The sequence below is a fragment of the Janibacter endophyticus genome, assembly GCF_016888335.1.
Lineage (GTDB): Bacteria > Actinomycetota > Actinomycetes > Actinomycetales > Dermatophilaceae > Marihabitans > Marihabitans endophyticum.
Genome location: NZ_JAFEJG010000004.1, coordinates 1,365,031 through 1,382,566, shown reverse-complemented (window position 1 = coordinate 1,382,566; position 17,536 = coordinate 1,365,031). Strand labels below are relative to the sequence as shown.

Below are 17,536 nucleotides of genomic sequence, written 5' to 3'. Positions count from 1 at the left end.
CCAGCTCCGCCAACGCCCGCCCCCCCTGCCCTCGCCACCGCCAAGGACCCCGTATGACCGACACCTCCGTCCTCCCCGCGCCCGCGCCCGACCTCCTGCCGCACGAGTACACGGTCCGCCGGGCGCTGCGCTCACCCCGCGTGCTGCGGACCGAGGTGCTCGCCGGCCTCGTCGTCGCTCTCGCGCTCATCCCCGAGGCGATCTCCTTCTCGATCATCGCCGGGGTCGACCCGCGAGTCGGCCTCTTCTCCTCCTTCGTCATGGCGGTGACGATCGCCGTCGTCGGCGGGCGCCCCGCGATGATCACCGCCGCGACGGGAGCCATCGCCCTCGTCATCGCTCCCGTCGCCCGCGAGCACGGCTTCGACTACTTCATCGCCACGGTGCTCCTCGCGGGTGTGCTGCAGATCGTCCTCGCCGTCCTTGGCGTCGCCCGGCTCATGCGCTTCATCCCGCGCTCGGTCATGGTCGGCTTCGTCAACTCGCTGGCGATCCTCATCTTCGTCGCGCAACTCCCGCACCTGCGCGACGTGCCGTGGGTGGTTTACGCCCTCGTCGCCGTGGGGCTCGTCGGGCTCTTCTTCCTCCCCCGCGTGACCACCGCCGTCCCCGCCCCACTCGTCGTCATCGTCGCGCTCACCGCGTACGTCTGGCTCTCCGGCACCGACGTCCCGGAGGTCAGCGACATGGGCGAGCTGCCCGACTCCCTGCCGTCGCTCTTCGTCCCGGACGTGCCGCTCACCCTGGAGACGCTGCAGATCATCGGTCCCTTCGCCCTGGGCATGGCCCTCGTCGGGCTCCTCGAGTCGCTCATGACCGCCAAGCTCGTCGACGACATCACCGACCTGCACACCGACAAGACCGTCGAGGCCCGGGGCCAGGGCATCGCCAACATCGCCTCCGGCCTCTTCGGCGGCATGGGTGGGTGCGCGATGATCGGCCAGACGATGATCAACGTCAAGGCATCCCGCGCCCGGACGCGGGTCTCGACCTTCGTCGCCGGCGCAATGCTCCTCGTCCTCGTCGTCGGCCTCGGAGACCTCGTCGGCCGGATCCCCATGGCGGCGCTCGTCGCGGTGATGATCCTCGTCTCCGTCGCGACCTTCGACTGGCACAGCGTCGCCCCCTCGACGCTGCGGCGCATGCCGCGCTCGGAGACGGTCGTCATGCTCGTCACCGTCGTCGCGGTCGTCATCACGCACAACCTCGCCATCGGCGTCGTCCTCGGGGTCGTCACCGCCAGCGTCCTCTTCGCCCGCCGGGTCGCGCACATGGCCCAGGTGGAGCGCGAGCTCGTCGAGACCTCGGACGGGACAGTGCACGCCCTCTACCGCGTGACCGGCGAGCTGTTCTTCGCCTCGAGCAACGACCTCTACAGCCAGTTCCACCCGAGCGAGGACCCCGACCGCATCGTCATCGACGTCTCGGACTCGCACCTGTGGGACGCCTCGACGATCGCCGCCCTGGACGGGGTGGAGGCGAAGTACGCCTCCCGCGGCAAGACCGTGGAGATCACCGGTCTCAACGAGGCGAGCGCCTCGATGCACGGGCGGCTGTCCGGGACGCTGCCGTCCCACTGACGGCTCAGCGCACGGTGAGCGTCAGTGCCGAGTGGTCGCTCAGCCCGCTCGCCCGCGGCGCGTCGTCGAGGTCCGCGGCGAGCACCTCGACGTCCTCGCTCACGAAGGCGTGGTCGTAGCGGCAGCCGGCCCCGGTGTGGTCGACCCACGACGGCGCGTCCTCGGTGTGCCGCTCGCGGTAGGCGTCCCGCAGGCCGTGCCGGGAGGACAGTGCCTCGTAGGTCGCGACCTCCTCGGGGAGCACGTAGGGCAGCGGGTCGGCGTGGTCGGGGTCGACGATGTTGAGGTCGCCGAGGAGCGCCCCCGGGCCCGGCCGGGCCGCCCACTCGTCGACGAGCCCGTCGAAGGCGGCGAGCCACTCCCGCTTGCGGGCGCGCTGGTCCTTGCTGCTGTAGCGCACGGGGTCGCTCGCCGCGCCGTAGACGGCCAGCAGCCGAAGGGGGGTCTGCCTCGCCGAGGACGAGGGCGGCGACCCGTCCGGGGAGGAGGGGCGGCGGCGTGACCGGCTCCAGCCGCAGCGGCTCGGTCCGGGAGACGACGAGCAGCCCGAGGTCGACTCGGTCGGTGTCCACCACTGCGTACCCCGCGGCCCGGCAGACACGGAGCATCAGGGCGCTGCCCTCCCCGCGCCCCGCCTCGGTGAGCACCCAGACGTCCTCGTCCCGGGTCCACAGCCAGTGGAGCAGCCGCTCGGCGCGGTCCTTCGGCGGGTTGGCCACGTTGAGGGTCAGCAGGCACCGGAGGGCCGCCCTCATCGGACCCGCTCCGGCCGGCCGATGAGCAGGGCAGCCACAAGCACCACGGCGAAGCCGCTCACCTGGGCGGGGCCGAGACGTTCACCGAGGAGCAGCACACCGAGCGCGATCGAGACGATCGGGATGAGGTAGGTGACGGATGTGGCGACGACCGGTCCGGCCGCGACGACGACGTCCGCCTGGAGCTTGTAGGCGAGCCCGGTCCCCACGATGCCGAGCACGAGGACGGCGCCCACCGCGACCGCGACGGAGTGCTCCCCGGTGGACGCGACCGACCACGGGAGCGACCTCTCGTCCTGGAGGAGCCACCAGCCGAGGAGCATCGGGACGCTGAGCACGGACGCGGCCGTGAGGATGGCGGCAGGCTGGGCGAAGGGGCCGAAGCTCACGTCACCGAGGAAGCGCTTGAGCCAGGTCCAGCCGAGTCCGTAGCTCACGCCGGCCAGGAGCGCCATCCCGAAGCCGGCGGGGTCCGGGGGGTCGAGGGCCCATGGCTCGGCGATGACCAGGACGCCGACGAGACCGAGGAGGACGGCGCCGATCCTCGCCGGGGTCGGGCGAGCGTGCGGGAGGAGCAGGAGGCTGAAGATCACCGACGCGATGGGGGTCGTCCCGTTGCCGATGCCCGCCAGCGCTGAGCTGATCCTGGTCTCCGAGAGGGCGAAGAGGGTGAAGGGCAGCGGTCCCAGGAAGAAGCTGCAGAGGAGCACGTGGGCGAGCACCCGGCGCTCGCGGGGCAGCCGACCTCCCGCCAGTCGCATGAGGACGAGCAGGACGACCGCACCGGAGAGGATCCGCGCCGTCGCGATCTGGACGGGGGCGAGCGCCGCGAGCCCGACCATCATGAGGAGGAAGGACGAGCCCCACACGAGGACGAGGAGGACGAACTTCGCCGGCCAGGTCTCGCGCACGGCAGTCTGCAGAGGGGCCGGCGACGCGAGGCCGGTCACCGGGAGGTCTCGCTGATCGTCGCTGAGCCGACGACGCGCGTGCCCTTGTAGAGGACGACGGACTGCCCGGGTGCCACGCCGCGGACCGCGGCGTCGAGATCGACGACGAGGCGCGAGCCCTCCTCGACGCGGGCCACGGCCGGCACCTCCTCGCCGTGGGCCCGCAGCTGCGCCCCCACGCTCACCTCGCCGGTCGGTGCCGGGCCGCACCAGCGCACCGAGTCGCCGACGACCTGGCGCACGCCGAGGAGGTCTGGCGTCCCGATGAAGACCCGGTTGGCCGACGCGTCGACCCGCGTGACGAAGCGTGGCGAGCCGTCGAGCGAGGACCGGTCGAGGCCGAGCCCGCGTCGCTGCCCGACGGTGAAGCCGTACGCGCCCTGGTGCGCCCCGACGACCTCGCCGCTGCCCTCGTCGACGATCTCGCCGGGCCGCTCCCCGAGCCGGCCCGCAAGCCAGCCTCGGGTGTCCCCGTCGGCGATGAAGCAGATGTCGTGGCTGTCCGGCTTCTTCGCGACGGCGAAGCCGCGGGCGGCCGCCTCCTCGCGGATCTGCGGCTTCGTCGTGTCGCCGAGGGGGAAGAAGGAGCGGGCGAGCTGGTCGGCGTCGAGCACCCCGAGCACGTAGGACTGGTCCTTGGCCATGTCGACGGCGCGGTGCAGCTCACGCCCCTGCGCCCCCTCGACGACCTGCGCGTAATGCCCCGTCGCGACGGCGTCGAAGCCCAGGGCCAGCGCCTTGTCGAGCAGGGCGGCGAACTTGATCTTCTCGTTGCAGCGCAGGCAGGGGTTCGGGGTGCGTCCGGCTTCGTACTCGGCGACGAAGTCGTCCATGACGTCCCGCTGGAAGGCCTCGGCCATGTCCCAGACGTAGAAGGGGATGCCGAGGCGGTCGGCGACCCGGCGGGCATCACCGGCGTCCTCGATCGTGCAGCACCCTCGGGCGCTCTCCCGGAGGGTGGCAGCGCTGCGCGAGAGCGCGAGGTGCACGCCGACGACGTCGTGACCGGCGTCGAGCATCCGGGCGGCGGCGACGGCGGAGTCGACCCCACCGCTCATCGCGGCGACGACACGCATGGCTCAGGCGGCCCCCGCCGCGCGGCGCGCGCGGTCGATCGCGTCGGGCAGCGCGGCGAGGACGGCGTCGACGTCGGCGTCGGTGGAGGTCCAGCCGAAGGAGACGCGAAGGGAGCCACGCGCCTCCTCCTCCGTGCGCCCCATCGCGATGAGGACGTGGCTCGGCTGCGGGACTCCTGCGGTGCAGGCCGACCCGGTAGAGCACTCGATGCCGGCGGCGTCGAGGAGGTAGAGGAGCGAGTCGCCCTGCGCGCCGGGGATGGTGATGTGCGCGTTGCCCGGCAGCCGGGTGGTCACATCGCCCTGCTCCCAGCAGCCGGAGATCCGGATGTCGCGGCCGAGCTGCTGCGTCGCGGCGAGGAACCGGTCGCGCAGCGCGGCGACCCGGGTGGCCTCGAGCGTCATGCCGTCGACAGCCTCGGTGAGCGCCGCCGCCAGCCCGGCCACCCCGGCGGCGTTGAGCGTGCCGCTGCGCAGCGAGCGCTCCTGCCCGCCGCCGTGGCTCGTCGGGACGATCGCGACGTCGCGGCGCGCGAGGAGGACGCCGGCCCCCATCGGCCCGCCGAACTTGTGCCCGCTCGCCGACAGCAGGTCGACCTGGGCCGCCGCGAAGTCGACCGGCACGTGCCCGACGGCCTGCACCGCGTCGGTGTGCATGGGGATGCCGTGCTCGGCGCAGATCGCCCCCATGGCGGGGATGTCCTGGACCGTGCCGACCTCGTTGTTGGCCCACATCACCGAGACGAGGGCCACCGTCCCGGGGTCCTCCTCGATCGCGGCCCGCAGCGCCTCGGGCTGGACGGTGCCGCACTCCCCCGGCTCGACGAAGCTCACCCGGGCGCCGCGGCTCTTCGCGAGGTGCATCGCGGGGTCGAGCACCGCGTGGTGCTCGACCCCGGAGATGATGATCCGGTCGCGCGCAGGGTCCTTCGCCTGGGCCGCCTCGTACGCGCCGAGGACCGAGATGTTGTCCGACTCCGTGCCGCCCGAGGTGAAGACGACCTCCGAGGGCCGGGCGCCGAGCGCCTCCGCGACGGCCTCGCGCGACTCCTCGACGACCCGCCGGGTGAGGCGACCGGCGCCGTGCAGGCTGGACGCGTTGCCGACGTGCTCCATCTGCGCCAGCACCGCGTCCCGGGCTGCCGGGCGCATGGGGGTCGTCGCCGCGTGGTCGAGGTACGTGCTCACCCGCTTGAGTCTAGGCGCGACCGGACCGGCCGACCGGCCCGCCCTCTCTCCCTTCGCCCCCGGCTCAGGCCGCGAGGACGCCCGTACCGAGCAGGGCGAAGAGGACGAGCGCGAGGACGATCCGGTAGATGACGAAGATCGAGAAGTTGTGCGTCGAGATGTAGCGCAGCAGCCAGGCGATGACGGCGTAACCGATGACGAAGGAGACGACCGTCGCCCCGAAGATCGGCCCCCACGCGGGCTCGACCGGGTCGCTCGCGATGTCGAAGAGCTGCTCGAAGCCGGAGAGCAGCACGGCCGGGATCGCAAGGAGGAAGGAGTAGCGCGCCGCGGCCTCACGGGAGTAGCCCATGAAGAGACCACCGGCGATCGTGCCGCCGGAGCGGGAGACGCCGGGGATGAGCGCGAGCGCCTGCCAGAGGCCGTACCTCACGCCGTCGCCGACGGTGAGGTCGCGGATCTCCTTGACCTGCGAGGCCTTCCGGTCCGCGTACGCGATGACGAGGGCGAAGACGAGCAGCATCGTCGCGGTGATCCAGAGGTTGCGCGCGGGCCCGGTGATGAAGTCCTTGAACGCCAGCCCGAGCACGCCGATCGGGATCGACCCGACGATGACCATCCAGCCCATCCGCGCGTCGGGGTCGCTGTGCGGGATCTTGCCGGCCACGGCCTTGAACCACGCGGCGATGATGCTCGCGATGTCCTTGCGGAAGTAGACGAGGACGGCCGCCTCGGTCCCGAGCTGGGTAATCGCGGTGAAGGCCGACCCGGGGTCCTCGCCGAAGAACCGGCCGACGATCGACTGGTGCGCGCTCGAGCTGATCGGCAGGAACTCGGTGAGTCCCTGGACGATGCCGAGGACGATCGCCTGCAGCCAGTCCATCGTGGCTTCTCCTGGGTGGTCGTGAGGGGTCGGGCGAAGGGGGGGCCCGCCGGGTGGTGCACCGGCGCGGGCAACGCTGACCCCGGGCCGGAGGTTCCCGGCCCGGGGTCAGCGTAGGTGGGTCAGTTGACGGAGACGTGCACGTGGTCGTAGTGGTTGGCCGTGGCGCTGCCACGGTCCTCCATGAACCGCCACGAGCTGCCCGGCTGCCAGTACTGCTGCTTCCAGATGAGGTACTTGATGTTGAGCCGGCCGGCGTTGGCCTGCAGGTACGAGGCGATGGCGTCGCCGGTGGAGCCGGTGACCATGATGTCGACGGCGCGACCGGTGCCGTGGTCGCCCGGGTCGCCGGCGCGGTAGCCGCCGATGTTCGTCACGCTGGGGAACTGCGTGCGCACCGCGGAGTAGACGCCCGAGGCGTTGGGGCCGAGGCCGATGGCGCTGGCCTGGGCGGAGAAGCCCGTGGTGTTGACCGAGGACGGAGCCGGAGCCGCGGGGGCGGCCGGCGGCGCGGCAGAGGCGGCAGGGCCGGCAGAGCTGCTGGCGGGCGTGCTACCAGAGCGGCTGCTCGCCTGCGAGGACGTGCTCGGCTCGGCGGCCTGCGGGGCGGGCTGGGGCTTCGGCTTCGGCTTCGGCTTCGGCTTGGCGACCGCGGTGATGCCGAGCTCGCCCGCGTCGGCGGTGCTCTCGCGCAGGGGTGCCGGGACCTGGGCGGGGGCGCTGACCGCGGTGCGCGCGGTGCTGCGCTGCGCCGCGGTGCTGCCGCGCCCCTCGAGCATGGCGTCCGCCTGAGCGGCCGCAGAGACCTGCGCCGTCGGCTCCTTGGGTGCAGCGGAGGTCGCCGAGGGCGCGGCGAGGAGTGCGCTCGCGCCGACGACGAGGCCGAGGCCGGTGGCGGTCTTGGCGGCCGCCTTCGTCGTGATCTTCGAGGCCCGCCTGCCGGCGCCGGGGGCGTGGGAGGAGTGCCGGGAGAGCTGGGTCACAGGGGAGAGACCTTCGCGTCGGGTGCAGATGACGACCCGGCTCCAGGAGCCGGGCCACGATCCAATGTAGCGAGCAGACCCGCTCGTGTCACGTTTCGATAACGCGACGTGACGCACCTCGCCCCCGGCCGGGTGGGCCGGGGGCGATCGGTGCGGCGGGTCGAAGGGGTCAGCCCTTCTTGCCCTTGACCGCCTCGGTGGCCTGCGGCAGGACCTGGAAGAGGTCGCCGACGACGCCGAAGTCGACGAGCTCGAAGATCGGCGCCTCCTCGTCCTTGTTGACGGCGACGATCGTCTTGGAGGTCTGCATGCCGGCGCGGTGCTGGATCGCGCCGGAGATGCCGGCGGCGACGTAGAGCTGCGGGCTGACCTGCTTGCCGGTCTGGCCGACCTGGCTGGTGTGCGGGTACCAGCCGGCGTCGACGGCGGCGCGCGAGGCGCCGACGGCCGCGCCGAGGCTGTCGGCGAAGCCCTCGACCGGGCTGAAGTCGCCACCGGTGCCACGACCACCGGAGACGACGATCGCCGCCTCGGTGAGCTCGGGCCGGCCGGACGCCTTCTTCGGCTCGGACGCGGTGATCTTCGCGGCCTTGGCGGCGTCGGAGATCTCCGGGGTCAGCTCCTCGTAGGCGCCGGCACCGCTGGCCTGCTCCGGCGCGGCGGAGTTCGGCTTGACGGTGATGATCGCCGCGCCCGTGGTGACCCGCGACTTCACGGTCCAGCTGCCGGCGAAGACCGACTGCGTGGTGACGGCCTTGCCGTCGTCGCCGGACTGGACGTCGACGGCGTCGGTGATCAGGCCCGAGCCGGTCTTGACGGCGAGGCGGGCGGCGATCTCCTTGCCGGCCGGGTTGCTCGGGATGAGGACCGCGGCGACGTCGCCGGCCTCGACGAGCTGGGCGAGGATCTCGGCCTGCGGGGCGACGAGGTACTCCGTGACCGACGGGTCGGAGACGGAGATGATCTTCTCGGCGCCGTAGCGGGCGAGGAGGTCCTTGGCGGTCTCGGCGCCGGGGCCGATGAAGACCGCGGTCGGCTCGCCGAGGCGGCGGGCGATGGTCAGCATCTCGGCGGCCGGCTTCTTGACGACGCCCTGGGCGTGGTCGACGAGAACGAGTACTTCAGCCATGTCTGGTGTCTTCTCTCTCTGCTCTGCGCGGCCGGATCAGATGAACTTCTGGGCGGCGAGGAACTCGGCGAGCTTGGTGCCGCCGTCGCCCTCGTCCTTGACGATCTCGCCCTGCTCGCGCGGGGGGCGCTTGGTCGTCTCGAGGACCTCGGTCCAGGAGTTGGCCTGGCCGACCTGACCGGCGTCGACGCCGAGGTCGGCGAGGCTCCACGTCTCGACCGGCTTCTTCTTGGCGGCCATGATCCCCTTGAAGGAGGGGTAGCGCGGCTCGTTGATCTGGTCGGTGACCGAGATGAGGGCGGGCAGCGAGGACTCGATGGTCTCGCTCGCGGTGTCGCCGTCACGACGGATCTTCGCGGTGCCGCCGTCGACGGTCAGCTCGGAGGCGAAGGTGACCTGGGGCAGGCCGAGACGCTCGGCGAGCATCGCCGGGACGACGGACATCGTGCCGTCGGTCGAGGCCATGCCGGTGAGCACGATGTCGGGGGTGCCGATCTTCTTGATGGCCTCGGCCAGGACGAGCGAGGTCGCCGGGGCGTCGGAGCCCGCGATCGCGTCGTCGAGGATGTGCACACCCTTGTCGGCGCCCATCTGGAGGGACTTCTTGACCGCGTCGGCGGCGGACTCGGGTCCGACGGTGACGACGGTGACCTCGCCCTCGCCGGCCTCGACGAGCTTCAGGGCCTCCTCGACGGCGTACTCGTCGAGCTCGGAGAGGAGCCCGTCGACACCCTCACGGTCGGTGGTGTTGTCCTCGGTGAACGTGCGGTCGGACTGTGCGTCCGGCACGTACTTGACGCAGACGACGATGTTCATCGTTGGCTCGTCCTCTTCCTCGTGTTAGGTCAGTGGTCTGCCAAGTCTCCCAGGCGGTCCCCCGGGGCGTAAGCCCGGGGCGTCGTGAGACCCGACACGAGGACGACGGTAGTGCTCGCCCCTGGCAGCACCCTCATCGAGGACCCATGACCCTCGCCACATGCCGGGACAGATCCAGCGGTCGATGTATCACCGACCGCCTAGCCGGTCGCGGTTACCTCGACCGCGGCGCCCGGGTGCGGACCACCCGGCCCGGCACGCCGGCGACGATCGAGCGCGCCGGGTAGACCCCCCGCGCGATCGTGCCCGCCGCGAGGACCGACTGGTCGCCGACGTCGGTGCCGCGGATGATGACGCACTTCGTCGCGACCCAGACGTCGTCGCCGACCCGGACCGGGCTCTTGACGATGCCCTGGTCCTTGATCGGCACGTCGAGCGAGTCGGTGACATGGTCGAAGTCGCAGACGTAGATGTCGTCGGCGAAGATGCAGGCCTGCCCGATCTCGATGTCGATCCACGTGTTGATCGTGTTGCGGATGCCGATGACGGTCTTGGCGCCGATGCGCAGGGTGCCCTCGTGCGCGCGCAGCCGGGCGTGCGGGCCGATGTGGACGAAGGGGCCGACGACGAGCCGCCCGTAGCCCTCACGGACCTCGAAGCGCACGTCGTTGCCGATGAAGCAGGGCCCCTGGAAGACGAGGCCCGGGTTGGCCCGGCGGGCGCGCGCCATCCGCGCGTAGGAGACGAGGTGGTGCCGGGTCCACGCCCGGTTGCTCAGCACCCAGCCGACCCAGCGGCGCACGCCCCACGGCGCGTCGAGCACCGGGGCGGGCGGCGCCGCCGGGCGGCGGAGGCGGGAGAGCAGGGTCGTCGTCACCGAGGTGGCTTCACGCCGGTCACCCCGACGTTGTAGTAGAAGCGCTGCGGCACGACGTGGGCGAGGACGTCGTCGACGCGCATGAGCCGCTGCCAGCCGTTGTAGGCGAACATCGCCCAGCGGAACCCGAGGGCCTCCTCCTTGACGGCGTACTCGAAGGTCCGCACCGGCCAGCCGAAGAAGGCGCTCGTCAGCTCCTCCGTCGCGGTCCCCACCTGCTCGGCCCCGGCCCGTCGCGCGGTCCGCGCGAGCTCGCCGGGGTCGAAGGTGTGCAGGTCGACGACGGCCTCGAGGGCGGCCGCCCGGGACGACTCGTCGAGCTCGGCCTGCGGCCGGGCCCACCGCTGCCGCAGGGGCGGCAGGGCCGCGACCCGGGTCGCGGTCTCCCACGTCAGCCGGCCCAGCGCCCGGGCGTAGCGGTGGCCGATGGTGGTCGGCTCACCGGCGATGACGAAGCGGCCGCCAGGCTTGAGCACCCGGACGATCTCGCGCAGGGTGCGCTCCACGTCGGGGATGTGGTGGATGACCGCGTGGCCGACGACGATGTCGAAGGTGTCGTCGTCGTAGGGCAGCGACTCCGCGTCGGCGACGCGCCCCTCGACGGTGAAGCCGAGCCGCTCGGCGTTGGCCTGGGCCGCCTCGACCATCCCCGGGGACAGGTCGGTGACGTGGACCTCGTCGAGGATGCCCGCGAGCTTGAGGTTGAGGGAGAAGAAGCCGGTGCCGGCACCGAGCTCGAGCGCGGTGCCGTACGGCAGCTGCTCCCCCGGCTGGAGACGGCCCGTGACGATGCGCAGGAAGCGGTCACGCACGACGGCCTGGCAGCGCTCGTCGAAGCTGATCGACCACTTCTCGTCGTAGGTCTGCGCCTCCCAGTCGTGATAGAGCACCTGGGCGAGCTTGTTGTCCTCCCAGGCGCGCGCCACGTCCTCGGCGCTCGCGGGCGTCTGCCCCATCAGGCGCCCTCGAAGGTCGCCTTGCCGGGACCGTTCTCGACGAAGGACTCCATCCCGATGGCGCGGTCCTTCGTGGCGAACATCCCGGTGAAGAGGTGCCGCTCGATCTCCAGGCCGGTCTCGAGGTCGACCTCGAGGCCCTTGTCGATGGCCTCCTTGGCCGCGCGCAGCGCGAGGCGGGGGCCGCCGACGTACTGGCGCATCATCGCCCTCGCGGCGTCGAGCACCTCGGCCGCGGGGACGACCTGGTCGACGAGACCCATGTCGAGCGCCTCGGCAGCGTCGACGAAGCGGCCCGAGTAGATGAGGTCCTTCGCCTTCGAGGGGCCGACGAGTCGCGCCAGCCGCTGGCTGCCGCCGAAGCCGGGGATGACGCCGAGGAGCATCTCGGGCTGGCCGAGCTTGGCGTTGTCGGCGGCGATCCGGAAGTCGCACATGAGGGCCAGCTCGCACCCGCCACCGAGGGCGAACCCGGTGATCGCCGCGACGGTCGGCTTCGGGATCGCCGCGACGGCCCGGCTGAACTGCTGGAGCAGGACGCCGTTGTCGGCCATGTCGGAGTACGACATGTCGGCCATCTCCTTGATGTCCGCCCCGGCGGCGAAGACGCGCTCCCCGCCGTAGACGATCACCGCGGCGATGTCGTCGCGCTCGGTCACCTCGGCCGCGGCCGCGATGATCTCGCGCTGCAGCTGGGTGTTGAGGGCGTTCATCTTCGGCCGGTCGAGCCGGATGATCCCGAGGCCGTCCTCGACCTCGACGCGGACGAGCTCGCTCACTCGGAGACCTGCTCGCCCTCGGGGGACCCGCCCTGCGCACCGCCCGGGACCTGCCCGGTCGCGCGCTGGTGCCAGAGCTGGACGCCCTGGATGACGAGCGGGACGGCGACGCCGAGCAGTCCGCGGACGTCGGCGCCGCGCGGGAGGATGTGCTCGCTCGTCACGAGGAGGGTGTCGTTGGCGACGGCAGCCTTGACGAGGTTGAAGGCGACGTTGACGTCGTTGCTCACCTTGAGCCGCTCGAGCTCGTCGGTCGGCACCGGGTCCTCGAGGGACCACTGGCCGAAGACGCGCAGCACGTTGGACTCGTTGTCCGTGCGGACGAAGAGCTGCTGGTCCTCGAAGGCGAAGGCGACGTCGCCGTCGTCGTCGATCTTCGCCTCGACCCCGAGCTCGACGAGCGCGTCACGGACGCGGTCGCTCAGGGGGGCCTCGGTGATCTGCTCGCCGGGCTCGGCGGTGAGGCCGGTCTGGTTGCCGCCCTGCTGGCCGCCGGTGGGGCCGCTCGGGGGCGTGAGGTTCGGGAGTGCGGTGGGATCGCTCATGGGTGACAACGTACCTACTGCCTACAGTTGCGGCTATGTCGCCTGACGCACAGCCCGTCGACGCCCTGACGCTCGACCGGGTGCCCTCCCCCGGGGCCCACCTCGTCGCCGGCGGGCTCGAGGTCGCCGTCCACGCCCCCTTCGCCACCGCCGTCACCCTCTGCCTCTTCGGCACGACGGGGGATCCCGCCACCGAGCGCCGGGTCCGGCTCACCCAGCGGCGCAAGGGCTGGTGGTACGGCCGGGTCGAAGGGGTCGGTGCCGGTGAGCGCTACGGCTACCGGGTCGACGGTCCGTGGGACCCGCAGGCGGGTCACCGGCACAACCCCGCCAAGGTCCTGCTCGACCCGTACGCCCGGATGGTCGACCGGACCCTGACGCAGTACCCGCCGGCGCTCTACGGCCACCACGTCGAGGAGTCCGGGACCGGCGACCTCGCGAGCCGCAGCGAGCTCGACTCCGCCGGGCTCGCGCCGCTCGGGGTCCTCGTCGACGAGGGCTTCGACTGGGGCGAGCACCCGCGCCCGCACCACGAGCTCGCGGACAGCGTGATCTACGAGGTGCACGTCAAGGAGATGACCGCGACCCTCCCCGGCGTCCCCGAGAACCTGCGCGGAACCTACGCCGGGCTCGCCCACCCGGCGACGATCGAGCACCTCCGGGCGCTCGGCGTGACCGCCGTCGAGCTGCTGCCGATCCACCACTTCACCACCGAGCCCGAGGTCGGGCGGCGCGGGCTCGTCAACCACTGGGGCTACAACACCCTCGGCTTCTTCGCCCCGCACCTGCCCTACGCGTCGACCGACGACCCGCAGGAGGCGCTCGCCGAGCTCAAGGGCATGGTCAGGCTGCTCCACGAGGCCGGCATCGAGGTCATCCTCGACGTCGTCTACAACCACACCGCCGAGCAGTCCGTGGCCGGGGCGACGCTGTCGTGGCGGGGGCTGGGGGCGAGCACCTACTACCGCCTCGACGAGCGCGGGCTCGACGTCGACGTCACCGGCTGCGGCAACACCCTCGACCTGCGCGAGCCCGTCGTCCAGCGGATGGTCCTCGACTCGCTGCGCTACTGGGTCGTCGAGTGCGGCATCGACGGCTTCCGCTTCGACCTGGCCGTCGCGCTCGCCAGGGGCACCCACGACGACTACGACCCGGGCCACCCCTTCCTCACCGCGCTGAGGACCGACCCCGTCCTCTCCGACGTCCACCTCATCTCAGAGCCGTGGGACGTCGGCCCGCACGGCTGGCGGACCGGCCAGTTCCCCACCCCCTTCGCCGAGTGGAACGACCGCTACCGCGACGCCGTCCGTGAGTTCTGGCTGCCCGACCTCGCCGTCGCGCGGGGCGCGCGCGGCGGCGCGATCATGCACGGCGTGCGGCACATCGCGACCCGGCTGGCCGGCTCGCAGGACCTCTTCGGCGACCCCGAGCGAGGGCCGGAGGCGTCGATCAACTTCGTCACCGCGCACGACGGATTCACCGTGGCCGACCTCGTCGCCTACGACCACAAGCACAACGGCGCCAACGGCGAGGAGGGCCGCGACGGCACCGATCACAACCTCTCGTGGAACCACGGCGTCGAGGGCGAGAGCGACGACCCTGCGGTGCTCGGGCTGCGCCGCCGGTCGCAGCGCAACCTGCTCGCGACGCTGCTGCTGAGCACCGGCGTGCCGATGCTCGCCTCCGGCGACGAGATCGGGCGCAGCACCCGCGGCAACAACAACCCCTACTGCCAGGACGGGCCGCTCACCTGGCTCGACTGGGAGCTCTCCCCCGAGCAGGAGGACCTGCTCGCGACGACCCAGGCGCTCGTGCGGTGGCGGCGCGAGCTGCCGACGCTGCGGCAGCGGCGCTTCTTCACCGGCAACCCGGTCGACGACGACGGCTCGACCGACATCGCCTGGTACGACGAGGCCGGCGCCGAGATGGGACATCAGTGGGGCGAGTCCTCACGCCGGACGCTGCAGATGTACCTCAACGGCGTGCACCTCGGGCACCGACCGGTGCTCCTCGTCCTCCACGGTGAGGGGCACGACGGCCAGGTCACCCTCCCTTCGCCCCCCGGGGTCAGCAGTTACCGGCTGCTCTGGGACAGCTCGTGGGAGCGCCCGGCCGACGACGAGTCGGCCCTGCCGACCGTGCCGTTGGACGCCCGCACGGTCGACGTCGCCGCCGCGACGATCCGCATCTACCTCGCCGACGACGCGACCTGAGGTCCGTGCCCCTTTATCGGGTTATCCGAGAAAGGGGCACGTGACCCGGCAACGGTTCCCGGGTGAGGCGCACCTTTATCGGGTTATCCGATAAAGGTCCGCGAAGGGGGATCGTCAGGCGTTGGCGACGAGGCCGAGCGAGGACTGGAAGGCCAGGTGCTCGTGCTGCGGGAGCACCCGCACGGTGTACCCGAACTGACCGGTCCGCTCGATGGCGATCTGGCCCGAGTACTTCGTGATCCCGTCGTGGTAGCGCTCGACGAAGGCGAGCGACTCGGTGGTCCAGTCGCTGAGGTCGTCGGAGCCGATCGCCGCGGTGCCCATGACGACCTGGACGTCGACCTCGCCGGGCTCGAGCCCGTCGAGCCGGACGTAGGCGTCGACGTGGAGGGTCTCCCCCACCTCGGGCATGTCCGAGAGCCCGTGCGCCTCGACGTGGTCGACCGAGATGCTCGGCCAGGCCGCGTGGACCTTCGCCTTGTACGCGGAGAGGTCGCGGGCACCGGCGTGACCGTCGGCGCTCACCGCGGCGTTGCCCTGCGCGGTCGGCGTGTAGAGCTTCTCGGTGTAGTCGCGGACCATGCGGGTCGCGAGGACCTTCGGGCCGAGGGTGCTCATCGTGTGGCGCAGCATCGCGATCCAGCGCTGCGGCAGCTCGTCCTCGTCCCGGTCGTAGAAGAGCTTCGTGACGTGCTTCTCGATGAGGTCGTAGAGCGCCGAGGCCTCGATGTCGTCGCGGCGGTCGGGGTCCTCGACCCCGTCGGCGGTCGGGATGGCCCAGCCGTTCTCACCGTCGAACCACTCGTCCCACCAGCCGTCGAGGATGGAGAGGTTGAGCCCGCCGTTGAGGGCGGCCTTCATGCCCGAGGTCCCGCAGGCCTCGAACGGGCGAAGGGGGTTGTTGAGCCAGACGTCGCAGCCCGGGTAGAGGTCCTTGGCCATGCCGATGTCGTAGTTCGGCAGGAAGACGATGCGGCCCCGGACCTCGGGGTCGTCGGCGAAGCGGACCATCTGCTGGATGAGCTGCTTGCCGGTCTCGTCGGCGGGGTGGGACTTGCCGGCGATGACGAGCTGGACCGGGCGCTCCGGGTGGTTGAGCAGGGCCTTGAGCCGCTCGGGGTCGCGGAGCATGAGGGTGAGGCGCTTGTAGGTCGGCACACGGCGGGCGAAGCCGATGGTCAGCACGTCGGGGTCCAGGACGCTGTCGGTCCAGCCGAGCTCCGCCTCGGTCGCGCCGCGCTTGAGCCAGCTCGCGCGCAGGCGGCGGCGGACCTCGAGGACGAGCTGCTCGCGCATCTCGCGCTTCGTCGCCCAGATGTGGTCGCCCGGGACCTTGCCGATCTGGTCCCAGCGGTCGTTGGCCTCGACGTCGCGGCCCCCGAGGAAGTCGCGGGCGAGGGCATAGACCTTGTCGTCGACCCAGGTCGGGGCGTGGACGCCGTTGGTGATCGAGGTGATCGGGACCTCGGTGTCGTCGAAGCCCGGCCACAGCCCGTCGAACATCTCGCGGGAGACCTCGCCGTGGAGCTGCGAGACGCCGTTGGCGCGCTTGGCGAGGCGCAGGCCCATGACGGCCATGTTGAAGATGCCGTCCTTGCCGCCCTCGTAGCTCTCGGCGCCGAGCGCGAGCAGCCGGTCGGTCGGGATGCCGGGCAGCGCCTGGCCGTCACCGAGGTAGAGCCGGACGAGCTCGGCGTCGAAACGGTCGATGCCGGCCGGGACCGGGGTGTGGGTGGTGAAGACGGTGCCGGCGCGGGCGGCCTCCATCGCCTCGTCGAAGGTCATGTCGCTCGACTGCGTGAACTCGCTGATCCGCTCGATGCCGAGGAAGCCGGCGTGGCCCTCGTTGGTGTGGAAGACCTCGGGCGCCGGGGCGCCGGTGAGGCGCGACCAGGCACGCAGGGCCCGGACGCCGCCGATGCCGAGGAGCATCTCCTGCTGCAGCCGCTGCTCTCCCGCGCCGCCGTAGAGCCGGTCGGTGACACCGCGCATCGCCTCGTCGTTGCCGGGGACGTCGCTGTCGAGGAGGAGCAGCGGCACACGGCCGACCTGGGCACGCCAGACGTGGGCGTTGAGCTCGCGCCCCTCGGGCATGGCGAGCGTGATGACGACGGGGTTGCCGTCCTCCTCGCGGAGCAGCGAGAGCGGCAGGCCCTGCGGGTCGAGGACCGGGTAGTCCTCGTGCTGCCAGCCGTCCCGGCCCAGCGACTGCTCGAAGTAGCCGGTCTTGTAGAACAGACCGACGCCGACGATCGGCACGCCGAGGTCGCTCGCGGCCTTGAGGTGGTCGCCGGCGAGGATGCCGAGGCCGCCGGAGTACTGCGGCAGCACCTCGGTGATGCCGTACTCGGGGCTGAAGTAGGCGATGGCCTGCGGCGCGTGCTCGGTGCGCTCGGCGTACTCCTGGTACCACTGGCGGGCGCCGAGGTAGGCGTCGAGGTCGGCCTTGGCCTCCCGTACGCGGCCGACGAAGGCCTCATCGGTGGCGAGCGCGTCGAGCTCGCTGCGGCTCAGCGCGGAGAGCAGGCGGACGGGGTCGTGGCGCACCGTCTCCCACCGCTCGGCGTCGATGCTCGCAAAGAGCTCGCGGGCCGGCGTGTACCAGCTCCAGCGCAGGTTGGTCGCGAGCTCGCCGAGGGCGGCGATGGGCTCGGGCAGGACGGTACGGACGCTGAAACGACGGATGGCCTTCACGGGGTCCAGACTACGGCCCCCACGGGGGGCAACGCCAAGTTCTTGCAATCGCTGCCGAGTCCTTGCAAACCGCCTCTCCCCCAGCCCTGTGACGAAGGGGGATCCGCCCCTT

15 protein-coding genes are annotated in these 17,536 nt (G+C 71.9%); 2 read left to right on the top strand and 13 right to left on the bottom strand.

What is annotated here, in order from left to right:
* Window positions 1–53: 53 nt before the first annotated feature.
* The gene (locus JNO54_RS06740; protein ID WP_204143202.1) at window positions 54–1,580 is read left to right on the top strand and encodes a SulP family inorganic anion transporter; all 1,527 of its coding nucleotides are present in this window, start codon (window positions 54–56) and stop codon (window positions 1,578–1,580) included.
* A 4-nt stretch (window positions 1,581–1,584) separates the two neighbouring features.
* Here the strand turns inward: JNO54_RS06740 and JNO54_RS06735 are convergent, their stop codons facing one another.
* From JNO54_RS06735 to JNO54_RS06680, 12 genes are all read right to left on the bottom strand, one after another.
* The gene (locus JNO54_RS06735; RefSeq protein ID WP_204143201.1) at window positions 1,585–1,980 is read right to left on the bottom strand and encodes a hypothetical protein; all 396 of its coding nucleotides are present in this window, start codon (window positions 1,978–1,980) and stop codon (window positions 1,585–1,587) included.
* A gap of 351 nt (window positions 1,981–2,331) precedes the next feature.
* Window positions 2,332–3,246 (bottom strand): DMT family transporter, encoded by a 915-nt coding sequence (locus JNO54_RS06730; RefSeq protein WP_307818091.1) that lies wholly within the window; start codon window positions 3,244–3,246, stop codon window positions 2,332–2,334.
* A 35-nt stretch (window positions 3,247–3,281) separates the two neighbouring features.
* Window positions 3,282–4,361, bottom strand: coding sequence for a tRNA 2-thiouridine(34) synthase MnmA (mnmA, locus tag JNO54_RS06725; protein ID WP_204143200.1), 1,080 nt, complete (start codon window positions 4,359–4,361; stop codon window positions 3,282–3,284).
* A 3-nt stretch (window positions 4,362–4,364) separates the two neighbouring features.
* Window positions 4,365–5,549 carry a cysteine desulfurase family protein gene (locus JNO54_RS06720; protein WP_204143199.1) on the bottom strand — a complete coding sequence of 395 codons (1,185 nt, stop codon included), beginning with the start codon at window positions 5,547–5,549 and terminating at the stop codon, window positions 4,365–4,367.
* A 64-nt stretch (window positions 5,550–5,613) separates the two neighbouring features.
* Window positions 5,614–6,432, bottom strand: coding sequence for an undecaprenyl-diphosphate phosphatase (locus tag JNO54_RS06715; protein ID WP_204143198.1), 819 nt, complete (start codon window positions 6,430–6,432; stop codon window positions 5,614–5,616).
* A gap of 122 nt (window positions 6,433–6,554) precedes the next feature.
* A complete protein-coding gene (locus tag JNO54_RS14450) occupies window positions 6,555–7,415 on the bottom strand; it encodes a VldE C-terminal domain-containing protein (protein WP_233703199.1) in 861 nt (286 codons plus the stop codon).
* Window positions 7,416–7,584: 169 nt separating this feature from the next.
* Complete coding sequence (locus JNO54_RS06705; RefSeq protein WP_204143197.1) at window positions 7,585–8,544, bottom strand: electron transfer flavoprotein subunit alpha/FixB family protein; 960 nt, start codon at window positions 8,542–8,544, stop codon at window positions 7,585–7,587.
* A 36-nt stretch (window positions 8,545–8,580) separates the two neighbouring features.
* Window positions 8,581–9,360 (bottom strand): electron transfer flavoprotein subunit beta/FixA family protein, encoded by a 780-nt coding sequence (locus tag JNO54_RS06700; protein ID WP_204143196.1) that lies wholly within the window; start codon window positions 9,358–9,360, stop codon window positions 8,581–8,583.
* 214 nt (window positions 9,361–9,574) lie between these two features.
* Window positions 9,575–10,237 carry an acyltransferase gene (locus JNO54_RS06695; protein WP_204143195.1) on the bottom strand — a complete coding sequence of 221 codons (663 nt, stop codon included), beginning with the start codon at window positions 10,235–10,237 and terminating at the stop codon, window positions 9,575–9,577.
* Complete coding sequence (locus JNO54_RS06690) at window positions 10,234–11,193, bottom strand: class I SAM-dependent methyltransferase (RefSeq protein ID WP_204143194.1); 960 nt, start codon at window positions 11,191–11,193, stop codon at window positions 10,234–10,236. Before JNO54_RS06690 ends, JNO54_RS06695 begins: the two co-directional genes overlap by 4 nt.
* Complete coding sequence (locus JNO54_RS06685; protein WP_204143193.1) at window positions 11,193–11,972, bottom strand: enoyl-CoA hydratase/isomerase family protein; 780 nt, start codon at window positions 11,970–11,972, stop codon at window positions 11,193–11,195. The genes JNO54_RS06690 and JNO54_RS06685 overlap by 1 nt, the downstream gene beginning before the upstream one ends.
* Complete coding sequence (locus tag JNO54_RS06680; protein ID WP_204143192.1) at window positions 11,969–12,517, bottom strand: T3SS (YopN, CesT) and YbjN peptide-binding chaperone 1; 549 nt, start codon at window positions 12,515–12,517, stop codon at window positions 11,969–11,971. The genes JNO54_RS06685 and JNO54_RS06680 overlap by 4 nt, the downstream gene beginning before the upstream one ends.
* A 35-nt stretch (window positions 12,518–12,552) precedes the next feature.
* Here JNO54_RS06680 and glgX point away from each other — a divergent pair, with 35 nt between their 5' ends.
* Entirely contained in the window at window positions 12,553–14,730 is a 2,178-nt protein-coding gene (gene glgX, locus JNO54_RS06675) for a glycogen debranching protein GlgX (protein WP_204143191.1), read from the top strand.
* 114 nt (window positions 14,731–14,844) lie between these two features.
* On the opposite strand, the gene glgP is transcribed toward glgX, so the two are convergent.
* A complete protein-coding gene (gene glgP, locus JNO54_RS06670) occupies window positions 14,845–17,424 on the bottom strand; it encodes an alpha-glucan family phosphorylase (protein WP_204143190.1) in 2,580 nt (859 codons plus the stop codon).
* Between the last annotated feature and the right edge of the window lie 112 nt (window positions 17,425–17,536).